This is a genomic window from Viridibacillus sp. FSL R5-0888, assembly GCF_038009105.1.
GTDB classification, from domain to species: domain Bacteria; phylum Bacillota; class Bacilli; order Bacillales_A; family Planococcaceae; genus Viridibacillus; species Viridibacillus arenosi.
The window spans coordinates 3,940,702-3,964,220 of the sequence record NZ_JBBPAU010000001.1 but is presented as its reverse complement, the minus strand read 5'-3'; the positions used below and the strand labels follow the sequence as shown (position 1 = coordinate 3,964,220).

Sequence of the window (23,519 nt, the reverse complement as noted above, 5' to 3'; positions counted from 1 at the left end):
CCGTTAATCAAAAGTCGGGCAATCTATACAGAGATCGCCGCCTTGAAAAACGGTAAATATATAAGAAAATAGCTACCCAAATGTGGGTAGCTATTTTGGTATGGTAGGAAGTATGATATTCCAACTATAGGATTTGGCCAAAATTTTGTTCAAAATAAAACCGCTAACACAATAATTTCATGTTAGCGGTTGTTATGAACCAAATAAGCATTTAGAGAAAATCTTACTGAGCGTATGAATTTCTTCTTCGCTGAGCATGCCAAACATTTTTTCGATAATTTCATTTACATGGCGATGTGCCTTTGATAGGAGTTCTCTACCAGTATCTGTAATTTCAAGTTGTGATGCACGACGATCTGTTTCATTTTGCGTCTTTTTAACAAGGCCAGTTTTTATTAGTTTGCTAGTTAGAACAGTTACTCCACCTGTTGTCACTTGAAGTTTTTCAGCGATAGCTGAAGGACGTTTTGGACCTTCGTTATTTAGAAGATCTAGTATTAAAATATGCGTTTTAGAAAAGCCTAGACTGTTCTGGCTATTCCATTCATTTGCCCATTTGCGCTCTAAAGTAGCAACTACTTCAAATAATGAAGAAATGCTTTCTCTTCTAGCATCATTCATATTACTCATCTCCAAAATGTTTCATTCAGCCTTCTAGTGAAAGGCGTTGCATTTCATAAAGCTCATAAGCACGCACCTTGCGTGGGATGAAACGACGAATATCCATATCATTATAGCCAACTTGTAGGCGTTTTTCATCGACCAAAATTGGGCTACGTAGCATTTTTGGATGATCCTTTACAATATCATATAGTTCTTGAATAGAAAGTTGATTTATATCGCAATTTAAGTTTTTGAAGTCTTTAGAGTTTGTAGAAATAATTTCGTCTGTACCATCTTCAGTCATGCTTAAAATCAATTTGAATTCAGACAATGTTAACTGATCAGAGGTAATTCTCTTTTCAGTGAAAGAAATGTTATTTTCCTTTAGCCACTGTAAAGCCTTTTTTGATGATGTACAGCTCGTTTGAGAAAAAATTGTAACAGCCATCTATTTATCCCGCTTTCTCTACTGATTATTATACTTATATCTTACAAGTAAGATATATATAAGTCAATGGTTTTGATATGAAAAACAAGTTAAATTAACATCTAAAGCAGAAAGTTTGAATTTTCGACAAAAATAGTAGCTGATAAATAAAAAAAATCCACTGTACTAATTATGCCCAGTGGATTTTGAAAGTATGAGTTATTTAGTGAACATCTTTTTTCTTAAAGTTTCCGCCTTGAATTTCAGTCATATTACTGAAAGCAAGGAATGCAGAAGGATCGACGTCTTCTACAATGTTTTTTAACTTAGCTTCTTCTAAACGGCTGATAACACAGAAAATCACTTGTTTATCATCTTTTGAATAGCCGCCTTGTCCATTTAAGTAAGTAATACCGCGACCTAAGCGAGACATAATCTGATCTCCAATTTCATCTGCTTCATCACTAATAATCCAGATGGATTTTGTTTGATTCAAGCCTTCAGAAACAAGGTCAATTGTTTTGAATGCAATGAAATATGAAATAAGCGAATACATAGCGCGGTCAAAACCGAATACGAATCCTGCACTACCTAAAATAAATAAGTTCATGAATAAAATAATTTGTCCTACAGAGAAGGGCAACTTTTTATTGAATAAAATGGCTAATGTTTCACTACCATCTAAGCAACCGCCAGCTCTAATTGCAATCCCAACACCAATACCTAGTAATATACCGCCTAAAACCGTAGCTAATAGAGTATCATTTGTAAATGCTGATGAATTATGCATAAATGAAGTCGCTATTGATAAAACGACGATACCATAAGCGACTGAAAAGGCAAATGTTCGACCAATTTGTTTATAGCCTAAATATAGAAATGGTAAGTTAAAGAGGAATAGGAATAACCCTAGTGAAAGATTTGTAAGGTGAGAGGCCATAATGGCAATACCGGTAACGCCACCATCAATCAAGTTGTTTGGGATGAGTACCATTTCCAACCCAACAGCCATGATAAGTGCTCCTATTGTTAAGAAGAAGAGTTTTATTGCATATTTCTTAAGTTTATTTTTTTTTCTTTGTACTATTTTAGCTTTCTTGTCTGAATCCATAAAAACACCTTCCTTATAATAATTTTTACACGATATGTTGCTGATTTCAAGGGATATCTATGAAACCATGGTAAATGTATAGGATTTGAAAAAACTCCGCAAAAGCGGAGTTTTAGTTTTTAGAGAAATAATTAACTTTAGATGCTATTAGCTTGCGGATATTCGTTCTCCAACTTCAGTCGGGCGCTCAAAGTCAAATAGCGACTTTGGCTTCCGCCTTCCAACGACCTCGCAGCTGAACGAGCGCCTTTAGCATTTAGATGATATCCAGCTTCAGGCGCTAGCGGCTCGGGTCGTTTCAGTCGGGCACTCAAAGTCAAAGAGCGACTTTGGCTTCCGTCTTCCAACGACCTCGCAGCTGAACGAGCGCCATCAGCATTTAGATGATATCCAGCTTCAGGCGCTAGCGGCTCGGGTCGTTTCAGTCGGGCACTCAAAGTCAAAGAGCGACTTTGGCTTCCGTCTTCCAACGACCTCGCAGCTGAACGAGCGCCATCAGCATTTAGATGATATCCAGCTTCAGGCGTTAGCGGCTCGGGTCGTTTCAGTCGGGCACTCAAAGTCAAAGAGCGACTTTGGCTTCCGTCTTCCAACGACCTCGCAGCTGAACGAGCACCATCAGCATTTAGATAGATATCCAGCTTCAGCGGCCAACCCCTCGAGGTCACTTCCACTTTCTCGGTCGAAAATTGAAAAGATATTTTCGATTCGAAAGTTCCAGTGCTTGTCGGGGCTGAGCGGGCCGCTTCAGCATTTAGTTATTGATGTCCAGTTGAGAACCATTCTGCTACGTCCCATACTTTTGTAACTAGACCTTCGTAAAATTCAGGTTCATGGCTGACTAGGATGATTGTGCCTTTGTATTCTCTCATAGCTCGTTTTAATTCTTCTTTTGCATGAACGTCTAAGTGGTTTGTCGGTTCATCGAATAGCATCCAGTTACTTTCATCCATCATTAATTTACAAATACGAACTTTTGCTTGTTCTCCACCGCTAAGTTGGCTTAATGGACGTGAGATGTGCTCGTTTTTCAAACCAGTAGATGCTAGAATGGCACGTACTTGGCTTTGCTCCAAACTTGGATATGCATTCCAAACGTCTTCAATTGGTGTGATGTTACCGGCTTTAACTTCTTGTTCAAAATAAGAAGGGAAGAGGAAGTCACCACGCGTTACTTTACCACCAAGAGGCTGAACTTTGCCAAGCATTGTTTTAAGTAGTGTTGATTTACCAACACCATTCATACCTACAAGGGCAATTTTTTCACCACGTTCAATTTCGAAAGTAAGTGGTGGTAATAGTGGTTTGTCCTTGTCGTAGCCAATTAACAAATTTTCAGCTTCTACGACGTAACGACCCGAGCTACGTGATTCTTTAAAGTTAAACTTAGGTTTTGCTGCTGTTTCTGGACGGTCAATACGTTCCATGCGATCCAATTGTTTTTGGCGCGACTTAGCTCGTCCAGTAGTAGAATATCGTGCTTTATTTTTTGCGATAAAGCCTTCTTGTTTTTTAATAAACTCTTGTTGCTTTTCATAAGCATCGATATGTTGACGCTTGTTAATTTCAGCTAGTTCTAAAAACTTTTCGTAAGTGGCAGTGTAGCGAGTTAGTTTTGAAAATTCTAATTGGAAAATAACATCGACAACGCCATTCATAAATTCTGTATCATGTGAAATTAAGAAGAATGCATGTGGGTAACCTTTTAAATAATTTGAAAGCCAAGTTACATGCTCTTCATCCAAGTAGTTGGTAGGCTCATCAAGTAATAAAACTTTTGGTTTTTCTAATAGAAGCTTCGCAAGTAATAATTTTGTACGTTGACCACCAGAAAGTGCTGTTACATCACGCTCAAGGCCGATTGCATCTAAACCAAGTCCACGTGCAACTTCCTCAATTTTCATATCTAATGTATAAAAATCTCCAGCATCTAAAGCATCTTGAATTTCAGCCATCTGTTCTAATAATTCTTCTAGCTCTTCAGGTGTTGCTTCAGCCATTTTGCCTGTAATTTCGTTCATCTCAGATTCTTTTTGGTAAAGCGGTAAAAAGGCATCGCGTAAAGTTTCACGCATCGTTTTACCTGGTGTTAACACAGTATGCTGATCCAAGTAACCGTAATGTGTGTTCGGTAACCATTCAACTTTGCCTTGGTCATGGATTAATTGTCCCGTGATGATACTCATTAATGTGGACTTTCCTACACCATTAGCCCCAACAAGACCAACATGTTCGCCTTCTACGATACGGAACGATACATCTTTAAAAAGTGTACGGTCGCCGAATGTATGGCCAAGATTTTCAACTGTTAAGATACTCATTATTTTGTCCTCCATATAAAATACGATAGTTGCACTTTGTAAAAAAATATTCATTTCCAAACGCATGATTGCAAACGAAGCAATTCGTATTTTTTGTTATAGTTAGTAGTTCGATTTTAGGTCAACATGACGTTGATCATGCAACCGTTGCGACAGGACGTCGCAAACTTAGGTTGCTTTCCTTTAAAAGGCGGTTTTGCATTTAGATGAGATATCCAGCTTCAGGCGCTAGCTGCTTGGGTCGTTTCAGTCGGGCGCTCAAAGTCAAAGAGCGACTTTGGCTTCCGCCTTCCAACGACCGCACAGCTGAACGAGCGCCATCAGCATTTAGATGAGATATCCAGCTTCAGGCGCTAGCTGCTTGGGTCGTTTCAGTCGGGCGCTCAAAGTCAAAGAGCGACTTTGGCTTCCGCCTTCCAACGACCGCACAGCTGAACGAGCGCCATCAGCATTTAGATGAGATATCCAGCTTCAGGCGCTAGCTGCTTGGGTCGTTTCAGTCGGGCGCTCAAAGTCAAAGAGCGACTTTGGCTTCCGCCTTCCAACGACCGCACAGCTGAACGAGCGCCATCAGCATTTAGATGAGATATCCAGCTTCAGGCGCTAGCTGCTTGGGTCGTTTCAGTCGGGCGCTCAAAGTCAAAGAGCGACTTTGGCTTCCGTCTTCCAACGACCTCGCAGCTGAACGAGCGCCATCAGCTTTTACAATAAAAAAAACCCGCAGTTATGACAACGCTGCGAGTTGTTTGTTCAATTCGGCTAGTTGTTGCTCCATGTCTTTTAGGCGCTGTTCGGCCTGTTCGACAGCTGATCCGTTACCTATTGAATCGAGTTTTTCGATGTCACCTTGATGACGGATGTAGTCGCTTTTTAGTTCTAATATTTGGTATTCTATTTCGGCTTTAGTAGGCATGAAAATACTCCTTTATATAGATTTCGACTATTGTAATGTCTAATTCTGGAACTGCGACTAATTTCAACACAGCTTTTTTATTATTGTATCATACGTGGCGTTTTCTTGGTGTGATCTTGTACTAAAAAAGCCTGTGTTTTTGGTGTTCTGTGCGCAAAATTAATGAGCATGGAATAGATGTAATGGTTGTTACTTTGTAGATCGAGCTTTTTTTGGTTTCGAATGGCGCGGTCGCGACGTGCTTCGTGTAAAAGTAGTTCCATAACAGCATTTTGCAAGTGAGATTGTTTTAATTTGCGACCACTTCCAAGTTGAATAAAACCATTTTGATCACGAGGGAATGCGTGCATGATTTCTGTTTCATTTTGAGAGATGACGATACATGGGATGCCTACAACAGCAACTTTGTAAGGGGTATAACTTGCTGCACAAATGACGATTTGGGCTTGGGAAAGTAGAGTTTCAAGCATATCAGCAGCTTGTATAACAGTAATATTCCTACGACTTAAAGCCATCATATTCAATTCATCTATATCATGTGCGTATGAAGGATCTACTAATACAGAGATACGTACAGGAATTTGCAGTTGCATTAAGTGGCGCATTGTTCGATACGTTAAATTTTCCGAATCACTACCTTCATATACGACGACAATATGAGGTCTTTCTCCTTCATCTTCAGTAGAAGTAATGGCTGCAATTTTTTCAGGTACAACAAATGAAGATGGGCCAGTTAAGTAATGAGGGTCTACCTTTTCTCGAATTTCTCTATAAAGTGTATGCAACACGCAATCAGCTGCTTTACCTCCCTCGCCAAAATCATCAAAATGAACGAGAGCAGGGACAATTTCTTTTAATTTCTCCGTATCTTCGAGTTCTGTATTTATGCCATCACGTACAAGTAAATCAGGCTTTAGTTTCGATATATATTGAAGCAACTGTTTTTGATCGCGGTAAGAAATAGGCTCTATTCCTGTCGCTGCTAGCTTTTTCAAGGCTAACTCAGAAGGTTGCTTAATGAAAATGAGAATTTTTTCATCGCTGAACATCTTAACAAGTGTTGCGATTCTTTCAACAGGGTATAGGTCATTATGTGATGAAACTTCAACCGCAAATGCAATCGTTTTTTTAGAATGATTTTCTGTTTGGTTATTAGTCATTTAAATCCCATCCTTTCAACTTATCTATCTACTTTATGGTGGAAAATTAATGATTATGTCTGTAAAATCACTAGAATGTAAGATACATAGGCTAAACTATCCTTCATTTTGGACGGTATATAGAATAGGAAGGGGCGTGAACAGTTATGTTGATGCGTTCAGCAATTGTCGTTGGAGCAACTGGCTTGACTGGACAGGAGCTTGTCAAAGTCCTTTGTGAGAGTGAAGAGTACGCGGAGATTACAGTAATTGCTCGCCGTGCCTTGAATTTTGAACATCCAAAACTTATTGTGAAAATTCGTCAGTTCGATCAATTGGAAGAAATAGATTTCAAATTTTCCCATGAACTTTATTGCTGCCTAGGTACTACACGTAAAAAGGCAGGCTCAAAGGCTATGTTTGAAAAAGTTGACCTTGAATATCCAGTGAATATCGCATCGATAGCAAAAAAATGTGGTATCCCGCATATACTTGTTATTTCAGCTATGGGTGCAAATAAAAATTCTAATTTCTATTACAATCAAGTAAAAGGGAAAATGGAACAAAATTTAATGGCACTGGAATTACCTCAATTATCGATTTTTAGACCATCGTTACTGTTGGGAAATCGTGAGGAAGTACGCCCAGCAGAGAAAATTAGTGGAGCTGTAATGAATATCTTGAATCCTATATTCAGTGGTCCACTTAAAAAGTACCGTGCTATCGCTGCCAATACATTAGCAAAAGCTATGTATAGTGTAGCTATAAAAAATACAAAACAAAAAGTCAGGGTATTAGAATCTGCAGAAATTTCAATGATTGGAAAGATAGACCCATTAGTTGATGATCATGAGGAAATAATTGACGAAGAACTTATCTTTAATTGGGAGAAACGTCAAGATATTTTCATTGAAAAGGAAATACTTGAAGAAGAAAAAATAGACAAACCGTTAAATGATAAACAGTAATATTCAAAAACTGTTGAAGATAGTTAATAATTTTGTCAAAAAATAATTTTCAAAGTAAACCACCTTGTTTAAGTAGGGTGGTTTACTTTGTTTGGCGAAAAATGTAGTTTTCTGTTCCGTCTAAAGACTGAAATTATGTCGAAATTGTGCTTGTCACCTTATATAAAGAATCTGCATTTGTTACAATAACGATAGGAATTTTGAATTGGAGGTAACATCTATGAAGATCTTACTTGTAGACGGTACAATTATCGGAAGAAAAACTGGTGCAATTTTAAAACAAATAGAGACATATATTAAAGAATTTGATGATAGCTTAGAACTAGAATTATTACATCTAGCAGACTTCGAACATCAATTTGTCGATGGTCGTCCATTTGATCAATATAATACTGATATGAAAACACTTGTGAAAAAATTCGAGGAAGCAGACGGTTATATTTTAGCTACACCTATATTCCAAGGATCAATTCCAGGCGTATTAAAAAATGCATTTGATTTCCTACACCCTAAAGCTTTGCGCTACAAACCGGTTTCAATTGTAGCTAATGGTGGTACACAACAACATCACCTAGTTGTAGAAAACCAACTAAAACCAATCCTCGACTACTTCCGTGCACTCGTAACTCCAAACTACGTATACACACATGCTAGTCACTTTGATAAAGACAACAACATCATAGATGAAAATGTTCTTGAACGATTACAAGAATTAGTACGAGTATTCGGGAAGTACTGCGAACTAAGTAATGATCTTCCGAAGGAACCAATCGACCAACATTAAAAGGAGTGGCTTTTGCCACTCCTTTTTAGTTTGTATAAATTTTACTGCTGTGCCATATGCACACACATTAACCGTTGCATCTTTCATAAACTCAGATGTATACAGAACACCTATGACAGCATCTGCCTCTTTTTCTTTTGCCACCACAATCATTCGATTCTTTGTATCTTCAAGTGCTGTTTTGTCATTTCAGTATACGATTTATTTTCCCCACTCATAGTGCCTCTTAAAGAGCCAAGAATATCACGACCAATATTTTTGGAAGTTACAATTACCCCCTCTACTACAGTTATCACTTCTTCAATTGTTGTAATAAGTATTTTTAAATTTTCTTGCACACAAAATTAATACAACTGCACTAATAAAGTAGCACAACTGTATTAAAAACGTTCAATGTGTTATGATTGGGTAATGGAAAAGATAAATAAATTTGAAGTACAAAGAGAAAAAATTGTTCGAGCAACTTGGGCAGTTATTCGAAGAGAGGGACTGGAAAATGCAAGTGTGCGCAACGTTGCACAAGAAGCAAATCTTTCTGTTGGCTCTTTAAGGCACTATTTTTCAACACAAAGTGATCTACTAGTTTATTCAATGGAACTAATTCGAAAAAAATCGGATGAACGAATTGAAGCGATGCGTTTATTTGGCAACGGTCCTTCAATAGAAGATATACTAGAAGTCTTACGTCAGTTTTTGCCGTTAGATTTAGAAAGAAAATTAGAAATGGAGGTTTGGCTATCGTTTTCATCTAAAGCATTAGTGGATGAAGCCATTCGGGCAAAATGTCAGGAGCTTTTAGAAAACTCCTATCAAATTTTGAGAACGATACTTGAATTACTAATATTCTTAAAAGAGGCAAGAGAAGATTTGGATATTGATGTAGAAGTCATTCGATTATATGCCCTCCTTGAAGGGATGTCCTATCATTGCATCATGCTGCCAGATAAATTTACGCCTGAAATCATTAAGCATGTATTACATGAACATTTACAAACGTTAAAATAAGGAGATAAGAATTTATATGGGAAAAAGCTTAGTTTTAGCAGAAAAACCATCTGTAGCACGCGATATAGCACGTGTTTTAGGGTGTACAAAAAAAGGTAATGGCTTTCTAGAGGGGCCTCAATATATTGTTACTTGGGCACTCGGCCATTTAGTTACTCATGCTGATCCAGAACAGTACGATCAGAAGTTTAAAGAGTGGAAGATGGAAGATTTACCGATATTACCGAATCCTTTCAAACTAGTACCTATTCGTCAAACAACAAAACAATACAATGCAGTGAAAGCACAATTAATACGTCAAGACGTCAATCAGATTATTATAGCAACAGATGCAGGGCGTGAAGGGGAGCTAGTAGCTCGCTGGATATTAGAAAAAGCGAAATGCCGTAAACCTGTTAAACGTTTATGGATTTCGTCGGTGACGGATAAAGCTATTAAAGATGGCTTCAAAAACTTAAAAGATGGCCGTTCTTATGAACATTTATATGAGGCAGCTGTAGCACGTGCAGAAGCTGACTGGGTTGTTGGCATTAATGCCACACGTGCTTTGACAGTTAAATATAATGCGCAATTATCCACTGGCCGTGTACAAACACCTACTCTTGCAATGATTGCAGAACGTGAACAACAAATTAAAAACTTTAAACCAAAAACGTATTATGGCTTACAAGCACATACAAACGAAACAAAATTCACTTGGTTTGACCGTCAAAATAATCAATCTCAGTCTTTCCAAAAGGAAAAAATTGAACAGTTATTAAAAAAATTAGACTCTGTAACTGAAGGGGTTATTCAAGATATTCAAACGTCCCCAAAACGTCAATCTGCCCCAGCATTATTTGATTTGACTGAGCTACAAAAAGAGGCACATAAGCGTTGGAGCTGGTCTGCAAAAGAAACACTTTCAACGCTTCAAAATCTTTATGAGCGTCATAAAGTAGTTACTTATCCGCGTACAGATTCAAAGCATTTAACGGATGATATGAAGAGCACATTAAAGGAACGTATTAAAGCATCGGCTGTTGGGGATAATCGAGCTGCAGCGAACCTTTTACTTCGTAACAATTCAGTACAACCACAAAAGGGTGTTATTGATAATGCAAAAGTATCTGACCACCATGCGATCATTCCAACTGAAGAAGTGGCTATTTTACAAGATTTGTCTGATAAAGAACGTCGCTTATACGATTTAATTGTCAAACGGTTTTTAGCTGTTTTCTTTGGCCCGTTCCAATATGATCAAACAACGGTTACGTTAGCTGTGGGTAATGAAGTATTTAAAGTAAAAGGCCGTACAATTCGTGATGAGGGCTGGAAACGTGTATATCAACAAGATGATGATGACGACACAGATGAGCGTTCACTACCGAGCTACAATAAAGGTGATAAAATCGCTATCCGCGCCATTGCAATGACACAAGGTGATACAAAGCCACCAGCCTATTTCAACGAAGGAACATTACTAGCTGCGATGGAAAATCCAGCACAATTTATGAGTGGTGAGTCGAAGGACTTAATCAAAACGTTAAGTGAAACAGGTGGTATTGGCACTGTAGCAACACGTGCAGATATTATTGAGAAGCTATTTAATTCATTTTTAATTGAGAAAAAAGGTAAGGACCTACATGCTACTTCTAAAGGTCGTCAGCTTTTAGAATTAGTACCGACAGATTTAAAATCACCTGCTTTAACTGCAGAGTGGGAACAACAATTAACGAAAATTGCAAAAGGTTCAGCAAAAAAATCGGATTTCATTAATGATATGGTTAATTTTTCTGAAAAAGCTGTTAGTGATATTAAGAAGAGCGATCAAAAATTCAAGCATGATAATGTTACAGGGAAAAGATGTCCAGATTGTGGGAAATTATTACTTGAGGTGAATGGTAAACGTGGTAAAATGCTTGTCTGCCAAGATCGAGCTTGTGGTCACAAGAAAAAAGTATCAATGGTGACGAATGCGCGCTGTCCAGTTTGTCATAAGAAATTGGAACTTCGTGGTGAAGGAGAAGGACGCATTTTCGTTTGCTCATGTGGCCATCGTGAAAAATTATCGGTATTTGAGAAACGTAAGAAGGAAACTGGTAATACAAAGGTTTCTAAAAAAGAAGTCCAAAAATATATGAAAAAACAAGATGATCAACCACAAAACAATGCAATGGCAGAGGCACTGAAGAAACTTTTAGGAACAAAAGATGAATAAATGGGTATTTTTTACCAATAAAATTTTATGAACATTTGAGAACAACGACCTTTTGAATTTTCAGATAACGGTGTTAAAATAGGTTTTAACTATAATGGTATTAGAAAAGAGGTGATTTGCATGAAATTAGCTGCTCGATTAAACAATCAGTATACAGACATTGAAAATCGTAAACGAGCTCTTAGGCAAAAGAATGCAGGTGATGCTTATCGTAAAACAGCTCAGTATTTTCAACCAAAGTCGAATCCAGCTTTGGAAGAGCTAATGGATTTGCTAACGGGTAAAAAGGAAAAACAACATCAGCCGCAAGTCCAAGCTGCTATTCGTGAGCTTCAACAAAAGGACCATGAATTCCGTGCTAAAGCAAAAGATAACATGGAACAGACATCACCATTAGTTGAGACCTCAGTTGCAGTTAGTCAGGTTATTGAGAAAATGCGTTCCTCTACTAGTGCTACGCTCGAAAAAACAACTGGAGTGTTAGAGAGAGTTCACCATTCAGCATTAGAACCAATGAGACAAGATGTACGTACTGAAGACGAAAATGAGATAATCCAGCAAACTCGTGATCAAATCACCAAAGTAAAACAACCAGTTACAACAGAAGATTCTACTAATCAATTTGGGCAAGTAACAAATTCAACACAAACTTTAGAGCAAAAGCTTAAACAGCGTCTATTTGATCGAGCAATTTCTCGCTATTCATATCATGTGCAGATGGCGAAATCAGGATTTAGAGTGACGCAGCCTAGCTTTTATCGTATTGCTTAGGAGAAGTGAATGTTTTGGCTAAAAATGCAAAAGTACAAAAAACAAATGCAGTGCGCTTATTGGACCAAAAAAAAGTCCCATACTCATTGACAGAATATGAAATCACAGACGGTCAAGTCGATGGTATTTCAGTTGCAGGTAAAATTGGGCAACCTGTCGAGAGTGTTTATAAAACGCTCATTTCTACAGCTAGTAAAGGGAGATTTTACGTTTTCGTCATTCCGGTAGCAGCAGAGCTTAATCTAAAGGCTGCTGCAAAGGCTGTTGGGGAAAAGAAGATAGAGATGCTACCTGTCAAAGATTTATTGCCAACTACAGGGTATATTAGAGGTGGCTGTTCGCCTATTGGTATGAAAAAGTTATTCCCAACCTTCATAGATGAATCAGCAAAAACGATTGACCGTATCTTTGTTAGTGCAGGGAAAATAGGCATGCAAATATGTATCCAACCGGCCGTTTTAGCAAAAATCATCGATGCGAAATTCGCAGCTATTATATAAATCTAGGACAGTATTATTTTAAATAGGAACGAATTTTGTTATAATAGTTTAGTTATCATTGAAAAGCCACTTTATGCTTGTTGCGTAGAGGGCTTTTCATTTTTCTGTAGAAAGAAGGATTCTAGTGAATAAAATAAATAGTTGGCGCTGGGGATTTTTTATGACGGGACTTATCGTCATTGCGCTCGGTGTTTCGTTAACAATTAAAGGGCAAACCTTTGGGGTAGGCTCATGGGATGTACTGCATATAGGTCTATTCAAAAACTTCGGTTTTTCCATTGGTAGTTGGTCAATTATTACTGGCATAATTATTATTGGTATTACAGCAATTGGTACTCGTCAATTGCCTAAGATAGGGACCTTTATCAATATGGTGTGTATCGGTATTTTTATTGATTTCTTCAATTGGTTATTGCCTGATGTTGATCATTTAGCACTACAATTTCTTAGCTTCGTAATCGGTATTATTTTAATAGGTTTAGGTGGCGGAATGTACATCTCAGCAAATCTTGGGGCAGGTCCTCGTGATAGCTTGATGCTTTTAGCTGTAGACAAGCTGGGTTTAAGTATTACTAAAGCCCGTACAATTATGGAAATTGCAGTTGCTGTAGCAGGATGGTTACTTGGTGGTCCTGTAGGTCTTGGTACTGTCCTTATGGCATTTGGTCTTGGTCCTATTGTTCAATTTTCGCTTGCGTATAGCCGCAAATTATTATTGAAATGTATTGGCGAAGAACAAGTAACATTTTCAGAGTTAACGAAATAAGTAGAAAGTGAGTAGATAATTGTCTACTCACTTTTTTAGTACTCTAGAATAAGATGAGTGAGTCATAACAGAGAAATTTAGAAGAGGTTATGAATGATGAATTACTTAATAGAATGTACTGTTTCCATCAAAATAATCTAGAAAAGTAAGTATTCTAATTTTTCTGAGTGTACAACTGTGTTTCTTGTAAGGACAGTATGTCTAGTTATTGCAATGAATTTCATATCGCTGTTGGTAATAGTTCTTTTCAGATGTACAAATAACGATGAAAGTATGCTACAATATTTTTATCGAAAATTGAAAGGATGATATTCTTGTCAAACGTACTGAACACATTCGTAGACGACAACTTGCAACAACTGCGCGACCAAGGCTTATACAACGAAATAGATCCAGTAGAAGGCCCGAACGGTTCAGTTATTCAAGTGCGTGGCAAAAATTTGGTCAACCTATCTTCAAATAACTATCTTGGCTTAGCAACAAATGATAAATTAAAGAAAATTGCTCAAGAAGCAATCGAAAAATACGGCGTAGGTGCTGGAGCAGTCCGCACAATCAATGGTACACTCGATCTTCACGTTAAATTAGAAGAGAAACTAGCAGAATTTAAAGGTACAGAAGCAGCCATTTCATATCAATCAGGATTCAACTGTAATATGGCAGCCATTTCGGCTGTTATGGATAAAAATGATGCTATCCTTTCTGATCAACTAAATCACGCATCTATTATAGATGGTTGTCGCTTATCAAAAGCAAAAATTATTGCTTTTAATCACTCTGACATGGACGATTTACGTGCCAAAGCAAAAGCAGCAACTGAATCAGGCTTATACAATAAAGTAATGGTCATCACTGACGGTGTGTTTTCAATGGATGGAGATATCGCAAAACTTCCTGAAATCGTAGAAATTGCGAAAGAATTTGATCTTATTACATATGTGGATGATGCTCATGGATCAGGTGTAACAGGTAAAGGGAAAGGTACTGTGAAGCACTTCGGTTTAGAAAAAGAGATCGACTTCCAAATCGGTACACTGTCTAAAGCAATTGGTGTAGTAGGTGGTTACGTAGCTGGTAAGAAGAATTTAATTGATTGGTTAAAAGTACGTTCTCGTCCATTTTTATTTTCAACAGCTTTACCACCAGGTGATGTTGCTGCAATCACTGCAGCTGTTCAAATGTTAATTGATTCAACAGAACTTTGCGATAAACTGTGGGAAAATGGCGATTATTTAAAAGCGGGTCTGAAAAAACTTGGTTTTAACATCGGCGCATCTGAAACACCGATTACACCGTGTATCATTGGTGACGAAAAACTAACTCAAGCCTTTTCTGCTCGTCTCTTTGAAGAAGGCGTATACGCTAAATCAATCGTCTTCCCAACTGTACCAAAAGGCACTGGACGCGTACGTAATATGCCAACTGCCGCACATACAAAAGAAATGCTAGACGAAGCTTTAGCGACTTATGAAAAAGTAGGTAAAGAGCTAGGCGTAATTTTTTAATATAAAAAATGCTCAGCGCTATGTGTGCTGGGCATTTTATTAGGAAATTTTCTTTGTTAAATCTATAACCATCTGTGATTATGTGACTGTTTTATTGATATATTTATTAAACCCATGCACTGAAAAGCTAACTTATGAGATAAGTTAGCTTTTCAGTTTATAAATACTTAAAATAAATTTAGTTTTGAGATACGAGTTATTGCTTCATGAAGCCTGTCCTCATCAACAAGTAAGCCAACACGTACGTACCCTTCTCCATATTCACCAAAACCATTACCCGCAGCAACTGCTACATCAGCCTGTTCTAGCAATAAATCAGCAAATGTTTCACTCGTATATCCTTTTGGTACAGGAAGCCATGCAAAGAATGATCCTTTTGGAGCTGTCACTGCCCAGCCAATACGATCGCAAGCGACTTTTAATGCGTTCCGGCGGCTTTCATACATAGCCACTAACTCAGTTACACAATCTTGTGAACTAGAAAGTGCTGCAATACCAGCCTCTTGCACAGCAGGAAATAGGCTGACAAATAAATGGTCTTGTACTAAATTTAATGCTTCAATTAACTTTGCGTTACCAACGGCAAAGCCGACCCGCCAACCGGCCATATTATACGTTTTCGATAAAGTATACAACTCAACCCCGACATCTTTAGCACCTTCAGCTTGTAAAAAGCTCACTGGTTTTTCACTATCAAATCCAATTGCTCCATATGCAAAGTCATGCATTACTGCAATATCGTGATCTTTCGCAAACTGCACAGTTTCATCGAAAAATGATAAATTAGCAACAGCACCAGTTGGGTTGTTTGGGTAATTTAAATACATTAATTTCGCACGAGCTTTTACCTCATCTGACACAGTTGTGTAATCAGGTAGGAAGTTGTTTTCCGCTAGTAATGGAAGTGTATCGAACTTGACATCCGCTAGTGCTACGCCTGACCAATAGTCCGGATAACCAGGGTCTGGGAGTAGCATTGAATCACCAGGGTTCATAATAGCTAAAGGTAATTCAACTACACCAATTTTTGTGCCGAAAAGTATGGCTACTTCCGTATCTGTATCAATTTCAACGCCGTATTCTCGCGCATAAAATTCAGCAATGGCTTCCTTGAATTCTGGCAAGCCACGGAATGGAGAGTATTTATGAGTTTGCGGATTAATAACAGCTTCCTGCATAGCTTTTATAATATGAGGAGGCGTTGGTTGGTCTGGATTTCCTTGGCCTAAATTGATGACATCTCTACCTTCCGCAACTGCGGCACCTACTTTTTGTACTAAAGTTGCGAAAAACTGCTTCGGCAACTGTTGTAATCTCGTTGAAAATTCCATCTTCGAACAAACCCCCTTGAATTATTTTCTTTAATAACTTGTTATCCACAAAATCTTTCTTATAAAAACGCTATACACAACAACTACTTTGTGGATAAAATAGACGTATGTATAAAATAGTCGCAATAATAAGAGAAATATTATAACCTTTTTAAGAAAATGTCTACAGGTGGTGGAGTTATGAAAATTGCATGTATACAATTAAATGTTGCCTTCGGGGACATCGAAAAAAATTTTACAAACGTCGAAAAGTTTATCAGGGAGGCCGCTGATAAGGGGGCGGAACTCGCAATTCTTCCCGAAATGTGGAATTCTAGCTATGCTTTAGAGAAATTAGAAGACCTTGCAGATCCGAACGGGGAACGCACAAAGAATTTTCTACAAAAGCTTTCAGAAGAATTACAAATTCATATTGTTGGTGGCTCGGTATCAACGAAAAAAGATGGTAAATTCTATAATACGATGTACGTATATAACAACAAAGGGGAGCTTGTCAGCGAATATGATAAAGCGCATCTTTTCCGTCTAATGGACGAGCATTTGTATTTATCAGCTGGCGATAAGCAAAATAACTTTGAACTGGGTGATATTCCAGCAGCTGGTGTTATCTGCTACGATATTCGTTTTCCAGAGTGGTTACGTCTTCATGCATTGAACGGAGCGAAAGTAATTTTCGTTTCTGCACAATGGCCAACGCCACGTATTGATCATTGGAAAACGTTATTACAAGCACGTGCAATTGAAAGCCAGTGTTTTGTTATTGCAGTAAATAGAATTAGCCATAAAAAACAAAATTTCAACGGTCAATCGATGGTTATTGAACCTTGGGGTGAAGTGTTATGGACTGGTGGAGAAGATGAAGAAATGGCGATTATCGATGTCGATTTCTCTATAGTGGATGAAATTCGCCAACGAATCCCGGTATATGATGATCGTCGTCCTGAATTATATAAAGATATTTTGAAATAATTCAAAGTTTCAAAAAAGTGTTTGACATCTACATTATTTCACAGTAATATTTAGTTCATAACTTACAAACGAATATTGAATTTTATCTAGAGAGACCGAGGGATAGGCCCTATGACGTCCGGCAACCCCCTGCCAAAGGGAAGGTGCCAATTCCTACAGAATGAGTACATTCTGGAAGATAAATCGCCAATTTACACTTACGATGCTTCTTTCAGATAACCGAAAGAAGCGTTTTTTAATACAGCAAATTCCAAGTATTTCTATAGAAGTTACATAATTTAAACAGATTTGAGGGGATACAATATGCTCGAGATTCAGAATCTTACAAAAGTATATAAAACCAAGAAGGGTACGGTAACGGGTGTAGACAACGTATCGTTGACAATCGATGAAGGTGAAGTTTTCGGTATTGTTGGCTATTCTGGCGCAGGAAAAAGCTCGCTTCTACGTTGTATCAATTTATTAGAGCGACCAACAAGTGGCAGTATCGTAGTAAATGGTCAAGATTTAACAAAATTAAAAGGTGAACAACTTCGTAAAGCGCGTTTGAAAATCGGAATGATATTCCAACATTTTTACTTAATCAGTCAAAAAACGGTTGGCGAAAATATTGAATTTGCTTTAAAAGCAGCGGCTACACCACCGAAGCTGATTAATGCTCGTGTAAAAGAATTGCTTGAAATGGTAGGTTTATCTGAGAAAATAGACGTTTACCCAGCACAATTAAGTGGTGGTCAAAAGCAACGTGTCGGCATTGCCCGCGCACTTGCAAATAATCCATCCGTACTACTTTGTGATGAAGCGACATCAGCACTTGACCCAAAAACAACGGTTTCCATTTTACGCTTACTAAAAAAGATCAATCGTGAGCTAAATATTACAATCATCCTTATCACGCACGAAATGGATGTTGTGAAAGAAATTTGTGATCGAATGGTTATTATGCAAGAAGGAAGAGTCATTGAAGAAGGGGCAGTTTACGACGTTTTTGCAAATCCGGTTGAGCCATTAACACAAGAATTTATTAGCAGCGTTGTATCATTTGAACTGCCACCAACGATTCTTAAAGGTGTGACAGGGGAAATTGTGAAAGTACTATTCAAAGGAGATGTAGCTGGAGAGGGCGTCATTTCAGATATGATTCAAAACTTTGAAGTACGTGGTAATTTCTTGCACGGCACAATTGAATATATTCAAGAAAAACCTCTTGGCATTTTCTTAATGGAGCTACAAGGTCAACCGGATAATGTAGGGAGAGCTATTTCTTATATGGAAGGACGCGGTGCGTTTGTGGAGGTGATTAACAATGCTATTTGATTTCGAGCACTTTATTAGTATGCTTCCAGACATTTGGAAAGCATTTGGTGAAACGTTACTGATGATTGGTATTTCACTTAGCATTTCACTAATTATTGGTTTACCACTTGGAATTATACTATTTGTTACAAGCAAAGGTTTATTTTTACGTAATCGTTTTTTTAACGGAATTTTAGGGTTTATCGTCAATCTAGTTCGTTCCGTTCCGTATATCATTCTATTAGTAGCGTTGTTCCCGCTAACAAAAATACTGGTTGGAGATACAATTGGTCCCGTAGCGGCAAGTGTTTCATTATCTGTAGCAGCCATTCCGTTCTTTGCGAGACTTGTAGAAACGTCTATGCGTGAAGTTGATAAAGGTGTCATCGAGGCATCAATAGCTGTCGGTGCAACACCGTGGATGATTATACGAGATGTGCTATTACCTGAAGCGAAATCGGGTATTATCCAAGGTGTGACAATGACGATTATTAGTTTAGTCGCATATTCCGCAATGGCTGGTATTGTCGGCGGCGGTGGAATTGGCGACCTAGCTATTCGCTTTGGTTACTACCGCTATGACAACACAATTATGATTGCGACAGTTGTCATTTTAATTGTTATTGTCCAAATTATTCAACTTTCAGGCGATGCCATTTCAAAAGCAATTGATAAACGATAAAGGGGAGATTTGAAAATGAAAAAGTTTTTACTAGCAGCGTTATTATTCGTATTAGCAACAGTTTTAGTTGCATGTGGTAACAAAGATGAAAGCAAACCAAAAGATTCAAAAGACATTAAAATTGGCGCAACTGCAGGGCCGTATAGTGACATGTTAAATAAAGCAATCATCCCGCAATTAGAGAAAAAAGGGTATAAAGTAAAAACAGTTGAATTCAGTGACTACGTACAACCAAACAAAGCATTAGATTCTGGTGATATTGATGCAAACCTTTTCCAACATTCAATTTATCTTGAAAACTTTAATGAACAAAATAAAATGAAATTAACTGGTCTAATTAACGTACCAACTGCACCAATGGGCTTCTTTGCAAAAGATTTTAAATCAATTGATGGTATTAAAGACGGCGCAAAAGTAGCAATTGCTAATGATCCATCAAATGCGGCACGTACATTATTAGCGTTACAAGAACAAGGTCTTATCAAAATTGACCCGAACATCGAAGAACTAAAAGCATCTGAAAAAGACGTTGTTGAAAATCCTAAAAACTTAGTGTTCCAACCAATAGAAGCGGCGGGGCTGCCTCGTGCAATCGATAGCGCTGACCTTGTTGGTGTCCCAGGAAACTTTGCACTTGCGGCGGGACTGAATCTACAAGATGCACTCTTCTTAGAAAACATGCCTGATAAATTCCGTAATGTTATTGCGGTTAAGGAAGAAAACAAAGATTCACAACTAGCAAAAGATATACTAGAAATCGTTAAATCGGAAGAATTTGAAAAAATCATCGATGAAGAATTTAAAGGTTTCGGCAAACCTGACTGGATGAAGTAAATGTTGAAGCGGTCCGCCTAGACTCGACAAGCGCTGGAACCTTCGAATTGAAAACGTACTTTCAGTTTTCAACCGAGAAGGTGGAAGTGACCTCGAGAGTCTGACCGCTGAAGCTGGATATCTCGAGTAAATGTTGAAGCGGTCCGCCTAGACTCGACAAGCGCTGGAACCTTCGAATTGAAAACGTACTTTCAGTTTTCAACCGAGAAGGTGGAAGTGACCTCGAGAGTCTGACCGCTGAAGCTGGATATCTCGAGTAAATGCTGAAGCGGTCCCCTAGACTCGACAAGCGCTGGAACCTTCGAATTGAAAACGTACTTTCAGTTTTCAACCGAGAAGGTGGAAGTGATCTCGAGAGTCTGACTGCTGAAGCTGGATATCTCGAGTAAATGTTTCGAGCATTTTTCTAAAGAGACTACTGCACACTTTTAAGTGTGCAGTAGTCTCTTTTTATTATGAAGTCCTCCTGGTAAAACTTATACTCACTACTCATTCACAATACCTGATATTCCCACTTGCCATCTCACTCATCTCAATTTAAAATAAGAACAAACGTTCTCTATTGGAGGATAGGTGTATGTACGAAAACATGCCAAGGCGATCAATTATGTGTATCGATATGCGTTGCTTCTATGCGAGTTGTATTGCAACATTGGAGCATTTAGATGTGATGAAAACGCCGATTGCGGTAGTTGGTAACTTCAATCAAAAGGGAAGTATCGTGCTAGCGGCATCGCCGATGATGAAAAAACGTTTCCAAGTAAAAACGGGCACACGCCTCTATGAAATTCCGAAGCATCCGGATATTCGCCTATTTGAACCTAAAATGGACTTCTTCATCCGCGTTTCAATGGAAATTACACGCTTACTCAACAGTTATGTCCCAAAGGAAGCTATCCATATTTATAGTGTTGACGAAAGTTTCGTTGATTTAACAGGAACAGAAAAATTATGGGGACCAGTTGAACAAACCGCGAAGAAGATACAACGAGATATTTACAATCAGTTTGGAATTCCAAGTGCCGTCGGCATGGGGCCTAATATGTTGTTATCAAAGCTAGCGCTTGATTTAGAAGCGAAAAAAACGGGCTTTGCTAAATGGGTATATGAAGATGTGGAAGAAAAGTTATGGCCTACATCACCACTCTCTAAGATGTGGGGTATTGGGTGTCGGACAGAACGCACGCTTAATCATATGGGGATTTTTTCAGTAGGAGATTTAGCGAAAGCAGATTTAAAAACACTAGAAGCTCGTTTTGGTATTATGGGTAATCAGCTTTATCATCATGCGTGGGGAATTGATCTTTCTGAGCTCGGTTCACCGATAATTGAAGGGCAAATCAGTTATGGTAAAGGACAAATTTTAATGCGCGATTATAACAAAAAAGAAGAAGTGCTTGCAGTTGTTTTAGAGATGTGTGAAGACATCGCAAGGCGTGCGCGTGAAGCATTTAAAGTAGGGCGTACCATTTCACTAGGACTCTCCTACAGTAAAAATGCATTTGGTGGAGGCTTCCATCGTTCACGCACAATCGATGAGCCAACAAATGAAACGATGAAAATTTATCAGGTCTGCCAGCAGTTGCTTGATGAACACTATATAGAAGATAGACCGGTACGCCAGCTGACGATTAGTATTACAAAGCTTGAATCTGAACGTTCAATGCAGCTTAGTTTGTTCGATACTGACCGCTTTCGTCGTCGTAAGCTCGGAGCTACCATGGATCAACTACGCTCTCGTTACGGCCCTACTGCACTTTTACGTGCGGTCTCTTATACAGAAGCTGGCACCGCTGTCTCACGTTCAAAATTATTAGGAGGTCACAAAAAATAAAGTAATGTATATTTATTCAATATCCATTTAATTGATATACACTATTTGAATAATAGTTGTATAACACGGCAGGGTGGTAATGTCTTGCGGACATGTGGATAACTAAGTGTTAGTTGCAAATAGGTCTAGTTATGCACAACTTATGCACTAAATACACAGGTTGAAGCAGTTCGCATAAAAAGACTGACGTAATATTGAATGCGAAGAAATTAATTTAAAGTATGTTTTAGTATGTTCTTTTATATCATGTCATACAAAATATAATGGAAAAGCAGGTGTTTTAAGATGATTCGTGACAGAGGTAATGTTAAATGGGTTTCGATGATGTTACCAGAACATGTGCAGCAAATTAGAGTGTGGAAACATGAATCAGAAGAAGAATTACCGAATGAATTGACTGAATGGGAATTAGAAGAACTGCAACAGGTTATTCAACTCGCGTATGACCAAAAGTTAATTGTTACGCTTAAAATTATGGTTGATCATAATTTAAGTCACTATACAGGTATTATTACGGATCTTAAGGCATCCACTCGTGAGCTATCATTAGAAATGGATACAATCATTCGGCGTATACCATTGGATGCTGTTTATAGAGCGCAATTAGAAAATAACTATTGTGATTAATCTTTAAAATAAAAATCAATTACATTAGATGGCCCCTATACCAATGTATAGAGGTCTTTATTGTTATATAAAAAACAATGAAATCAATAATGTTTTCTGAAAATCACTTTTCGTGACAATTACGACAATAATCGTTGCTGTGTAATATTGAACAGGGATAAACTACTATCACTCCTCACAGCGTTACAGGTGGGGCATTAATTCATCGAATGATTCTATTTTAGAGCTCGTATAAATCACCTAAATATAGAGTTATAATAGGTATTTTGTGCAACGAGGGGAATTAATTTATTACACTGAAATTTCACGTATTATCTATTGAAGAACAAATGCTCAAAATGCAAAGTTATGTATCATACACTAATGATGACGACGTAAATTAATAGAAGGGAAAGGAGAAAGTAGAAGTGAACTATGGAGGGTTTTGGATCCGTTTCTTAGCGTCAATTATTGATGCTGCTGTGGTGGCTGTGGCAACAGCGCTAATTGGGGGCGTTTTAAAAGTTCCAAAAGGGGTCATATCTGAAATGATATTTGGTGATGAACTATATCTAACAACTTACCCTTTATATAGCTGGATTCTCATTATCGTAGGTATATTATATTTCATCGGACTACCGGCAACGCCATGGAGAGGTACCGTCGGGAAAAAAGTGCTAGGCATAGAAATTGTTGATAAGAACGGTGATACAATCTCTATTTTCCGAAGCGTCATTCGGAATGTCGCTCGAATCTTTAGTGGACTTCTCCTCGGACTTGGTTACATAATCGCCGCATTCCACCCGCAAAAGCGTGCCTTGCATGATTTGGTTGCAAACACTTATGTGATTGATGCTAGGAAGATTGATAAATAATACAACAGAAGATTTACTACTAGTTGGTGAAAAGTGGTGTGGGATTGAGTGACTTTATAAAATTGTTAGGCAGGTAAAC

The 23,519-nt window shown here is 38.1% G+C and carries 24 protein-coding genes and 1 riboswitch; of the genes, 15 read left to right on the top strand and 9 right to left on the bottom strand.

Going from position 1 to position 23,519, the window contains the following annotated elements:
• Positions 1-192: 192 nt before the first annotated feature.
• The 6 genes from MKY02_RS19620 to MKY02_RS19595 all read right to left on the bottom strand — a co-directional run bounded on the left by MKY02_RS19620 (position 193) and on the right by MKY02_RS19595 (position 6,535).
• On the bottom strand, positions 193-621 hold the full coding sequence (locus tag MKY02_RS19620; RefSeq protein WP_038180287.1) for a MarR family winged helix-turn-helix transcriptional regulator: 429 nt from the start codon (positions 619-621) through the stop codon (positions 193-195).
• Between the two features lie 25 nt (positions 622-646).
• The gene (gene spx / locus MKY02_RS19615; protein ID WP_340711631.1) at positions 647-1,051 is read right to left on the bottom strand and encodes a transcriptional regulator Spx; all 405 of its coding nucleotides are present in this window, start codon (positions 1,049-1,051) and stop codon (positions 647-649) included.
• A gap of 202 nt (positions 1,052-1,253) precedes the next feature.
• Positions 1,254-2,141, bottom strand: coding sequence for a YitT family protein (locus MKY02_RS19610; protein WP_038180285.1), 888 nt, complete (start codon positions 2,139-2,141; stop codon positions 1,254-1,256).
• Positions 2,142-2,899: 758 nt separating this feature from the next.
• Positions 2,900-4,462 carry a ribosomal protection-like ABC-F family protein gene (abc-f, locus tag MKY02_RS19605; RefSeq protein ID WP_038180267.1) on the bottom strand — a complete coding sequence of 521 codons (1,563 nt, stop codon included), beginning with the start codon at positions 4,460-4,462 and terminating at the stop codon, positions 2,900-2,902.
• A 724-nt stretch (positions 4,463-5,186) separates the two neighbouring features.
• Positions 5,187-5,375, bottom strand: coding sequence for an SE1832 family protein (locus MKY02_RS19600; protein ID WP_038180262.1), 189 nt, complete (start codon positions 5,373-5,375; stop codon positions 5,187-5,189).
• Positions 5,376-5,455: 80 nt separating this feature from the next.
• A complete protein-coding gene (locus MKY02_RS19595; RefSeq protein ID WP_038180261.1) occupies positions 5,456-6,535 on the bottom strand; it encodes a PseG/SpsG family protein in 1,080 nt (359 codons plus the stop codon).
• Between the two features lie 146 nt (positions 6,536-6,681).
• On the opposite strand from MKY02_RS19595, the gene MKY02_RS19590 reads away from it, so the two are divergent.
• Positions 6,682-7,482 carry an oxidoreductase gene (locus MKY02_RS19590; protein WP_038180260.1) on the top strand — a complete coding sequence of 267 codons (801 nt, stop codon included), beginning with the start codon at positions 6,682-6,684 and terminating at the stop codon, positions 7,480-7,482.
• Positions 7,483-7,702: 220 nt separating this feature from the next.
• The gene (locus MKY02_RS19585; protein ID WP_038180259.1) at positions 7,703-8,266 is read left to right on the top strand and encodes an NADPH-dependent FMN reductase; all 564 of its coding nucleotides are present in this window, start codon (positions 7,703-7,705) and stop codon (positions 8,264-8,266) included.
• On the opposite strand, the gene MKY02_RS22105 is transcribed toward MKY02_RS19585, so the two are convergent.
• Together MKY02_RS22105 and MKY02_RS19580 are read right to left on the bottom strand one after the other, a co-directional pair.
• Entirely contained in the window at positions 8,225-8,419 is a 195-nt protein-coding gene (locus tag MKY02_RS22105; protein WP_051448582.1) for a heavy metal-binding domain-containing protein, read from the bottom strand. The two genes, MKY02_RS19585 and MKY02_RS22105, sit on opposite strands and share 42 nt — an antisense overlap.
• Positions 8,416-8,604 carry a heavy metal-binding domain-containing protein gene (locus MKY02_RS19580; RefSeq protein ID WP_051448581.1) on the bottom strand — a complete coding sequence of 63 codons (189 nt, stop codon included), beginning with the start codon at positions 8,602-8,604 and terminating at the stop codon, positions 8,416-8,418. Before MKY02_RS19580 ends, MKY02_RS22105 begins: the two co-directional genes overlap by 4 nt.
• A 73-nt stretch (positions 8,605-8,677) precedes the next feature.
• On the opposite strand from MKY02_RS19580, the gene MKY02_RS19575 reads away from it, so the two are divergent.
• The 6 genes from MKY02_RS19575 (at position 8,678) to MKY02_RS19550 (ending at position 15,013) form a co-directional block, all read left to right on the top strand.
• Positions 8,678-9,271, top strand: coding sequence for a TetR/AcrR family transcriptional regulator (locus MKY02_RS19575; RefSeq protein WP_038180258.1), 594 nt, complete (start codon positions 8,678-8,680; stop codon positions 9,269-9,271).
• Positions 9,272-9,287: 16 nt separating this feature from the next.
• Positions 9,288-11,471, top strand: coding sequence for a DNA topoisomerase III (locus MKY02_RS19570; protein WP_038180256.1), 2,184 nt, complete (start codon positions 9,288-9,290; stop codon positions 11,469-11,471).
• 120 nt (positions 11,472-11,591) lie between these two features.
• A complete protein-coding gene (locus MKY02_RS19565) occupies positions 11,592-12,242 on the top strand; it encodes a hypothetical protein (RefSeq protein WP_038180254.1) in 651 nt (216 codons plus the stop codon).
• A gap of 14 nt (positions 12,243-12,256) precedes the next feature.
• Positions 12,257-12,742: a Cys-tRNA(Pro) deacylase gene (ybaK, locus tag MKY02_RS19560; protein WP_038180252.1), complete on the top strand. Its 486-nt coding sequence runs from the start codon at positions 12,257-12,259 to the stop codon at positions 12,740-12,742.
• Positions 12,743-12,866: 124 nt separating this feature from the next.
• Complete coding sequence (locus tag MKY02_RS19555) at positions 12,867-13,508, top strand: YczE/YyaS/YitT family protein (protein WP_038180250.1); 642 nt, start codon at positions 12,867-12,869, stop codon at positions 13,506-13,508.
• 305 nt (positions 13,509-13,813) lie between these two features.
• Positions 13,814-15,013, top strand: a complete 1,200-nt coding sequence (locus MKY02_RS19550) for a glycine C-acetyltransferase (protein ID WP_179078261.1) — start codon at positions 13,814-13,816, stop codon at positions 15,011-15,013.
• 167 nt (positions 15,014-15,180) lie between these two features.
• On the opposite strand, the gene MKY02_RS19545 is transcribed toward MKY02_RS19550, so the two are convergent.
• Positions 15,181-16,344: a pyridoxal phosphate-dependent aminotransferase gene (locus tag MKY02_RS19545; protein WP_076034270.1), complete on the bottom strand. Its 1,164-nt coding sequence runs from the start codon at positions 16,342-16,344 to the stop codon at positions 15,181-15,183.
• Between the two features lie 180 nt (positions 16,345-16,524).
• On the opposite strand from MKY02_RS19545, the gene MKY02_RS19540 reads away from it, so the two are divergent.
• The 7 genes from MKY02_RS19540 to MKY02_RS19510 all read left to right on the top strand — a co-directional run bounded on the left by MKY02_RS19540 (position 16,525) and on the right by MKY02_RS19510 (position 23,440).
• A complete protein-coding gene (locus MKY02_RS19540) occupies positions 16,525-17,313 on the top strand; it encodes a carbon-nitrogen family hydrolase (protein WP_038180240.1) in 789 nt (262 codons plus the stop codon).
• 79 nt (positions 17,314-17,392) lie between these two features.
• A riboswitch (SAM riboswitch) is annotated at positions 17,393-17,498 on the top strand.
• A 118-nt stretch (positions 17,499-17,616) separates the two neighbouring features.
• Positions 17,617-18,630 (top strand): methionine ABC transporter ATP-binding protein, encoded by a 1,014-nt coding sequence (locus MKY02_RS19535; RefSeq protein WP_076065795.1) that lies wholly within the window; start codon positions 17,617-17,619, stop codon positions 18,628-18,630.
• Positions 18,620-19,291 (top strand): methionine ABC transporter permease, encoded by a 672-nt coding sequence (locus tag MKY02_RS19530; RefSeq protein ID WP_038180235.1) that lies wholly within the window; start codon positions 18,620-18,622, stop codon positions 19,289-19,291. The genes MKY02_RS19535 and MKY02_RS19530 overlap by 11 nt, the downstream gene beginning before the upstream one ends.
• Positions 19,292-19,306: 15 nt before the next feature.
• Positions 19,307-20,125, top strand: a complete 819-nt coding sequence (locus MKY02_RS19525; RefSeq protein WP_038180232.1) for a MetQ/NlpA family ABC transporter substrate-binding protein — start codon at positions 19,307-19,309, stop codon at positions 20,123-20,125.
• A 577-nt stretch (positions 20,126-20,702) separates the two neighbouring features.
• Positions 20,703-21,959, top strand: a complete 1,257-nt coding sequence (locus MKY02_RS19520) for a Y-family DNA polymerase (protein WP_038180230.1) — start codon at positions 20,703-20,705, stop codon at positions 21,957-21,959.
• Positions 21,960-22,244: 285 nt separating this feature from the next.
• Positions 22,245-22,586: a YolD-like family protein gene (locus MKY02_RS19515; protein WP_038180226.1), complete on the top strand. Its 342-nt coding sequence runs from the start codon at positions 22,245-22,247 to the stop codon at positions 22,584-22,586.
• A 407-nt stretch (positions 22,587-22,993) separates the two neighbouring features.
• Entirely contained in the window at positions 22,994-23,440 is a 447-nt protein-coding gene (locus MKY02_RS19510; protein WP_038180224.1) for an RDD family protein, read from the top strand.
• Positions 23,441-23,519 lie beyond the last annotated feature (79 nt).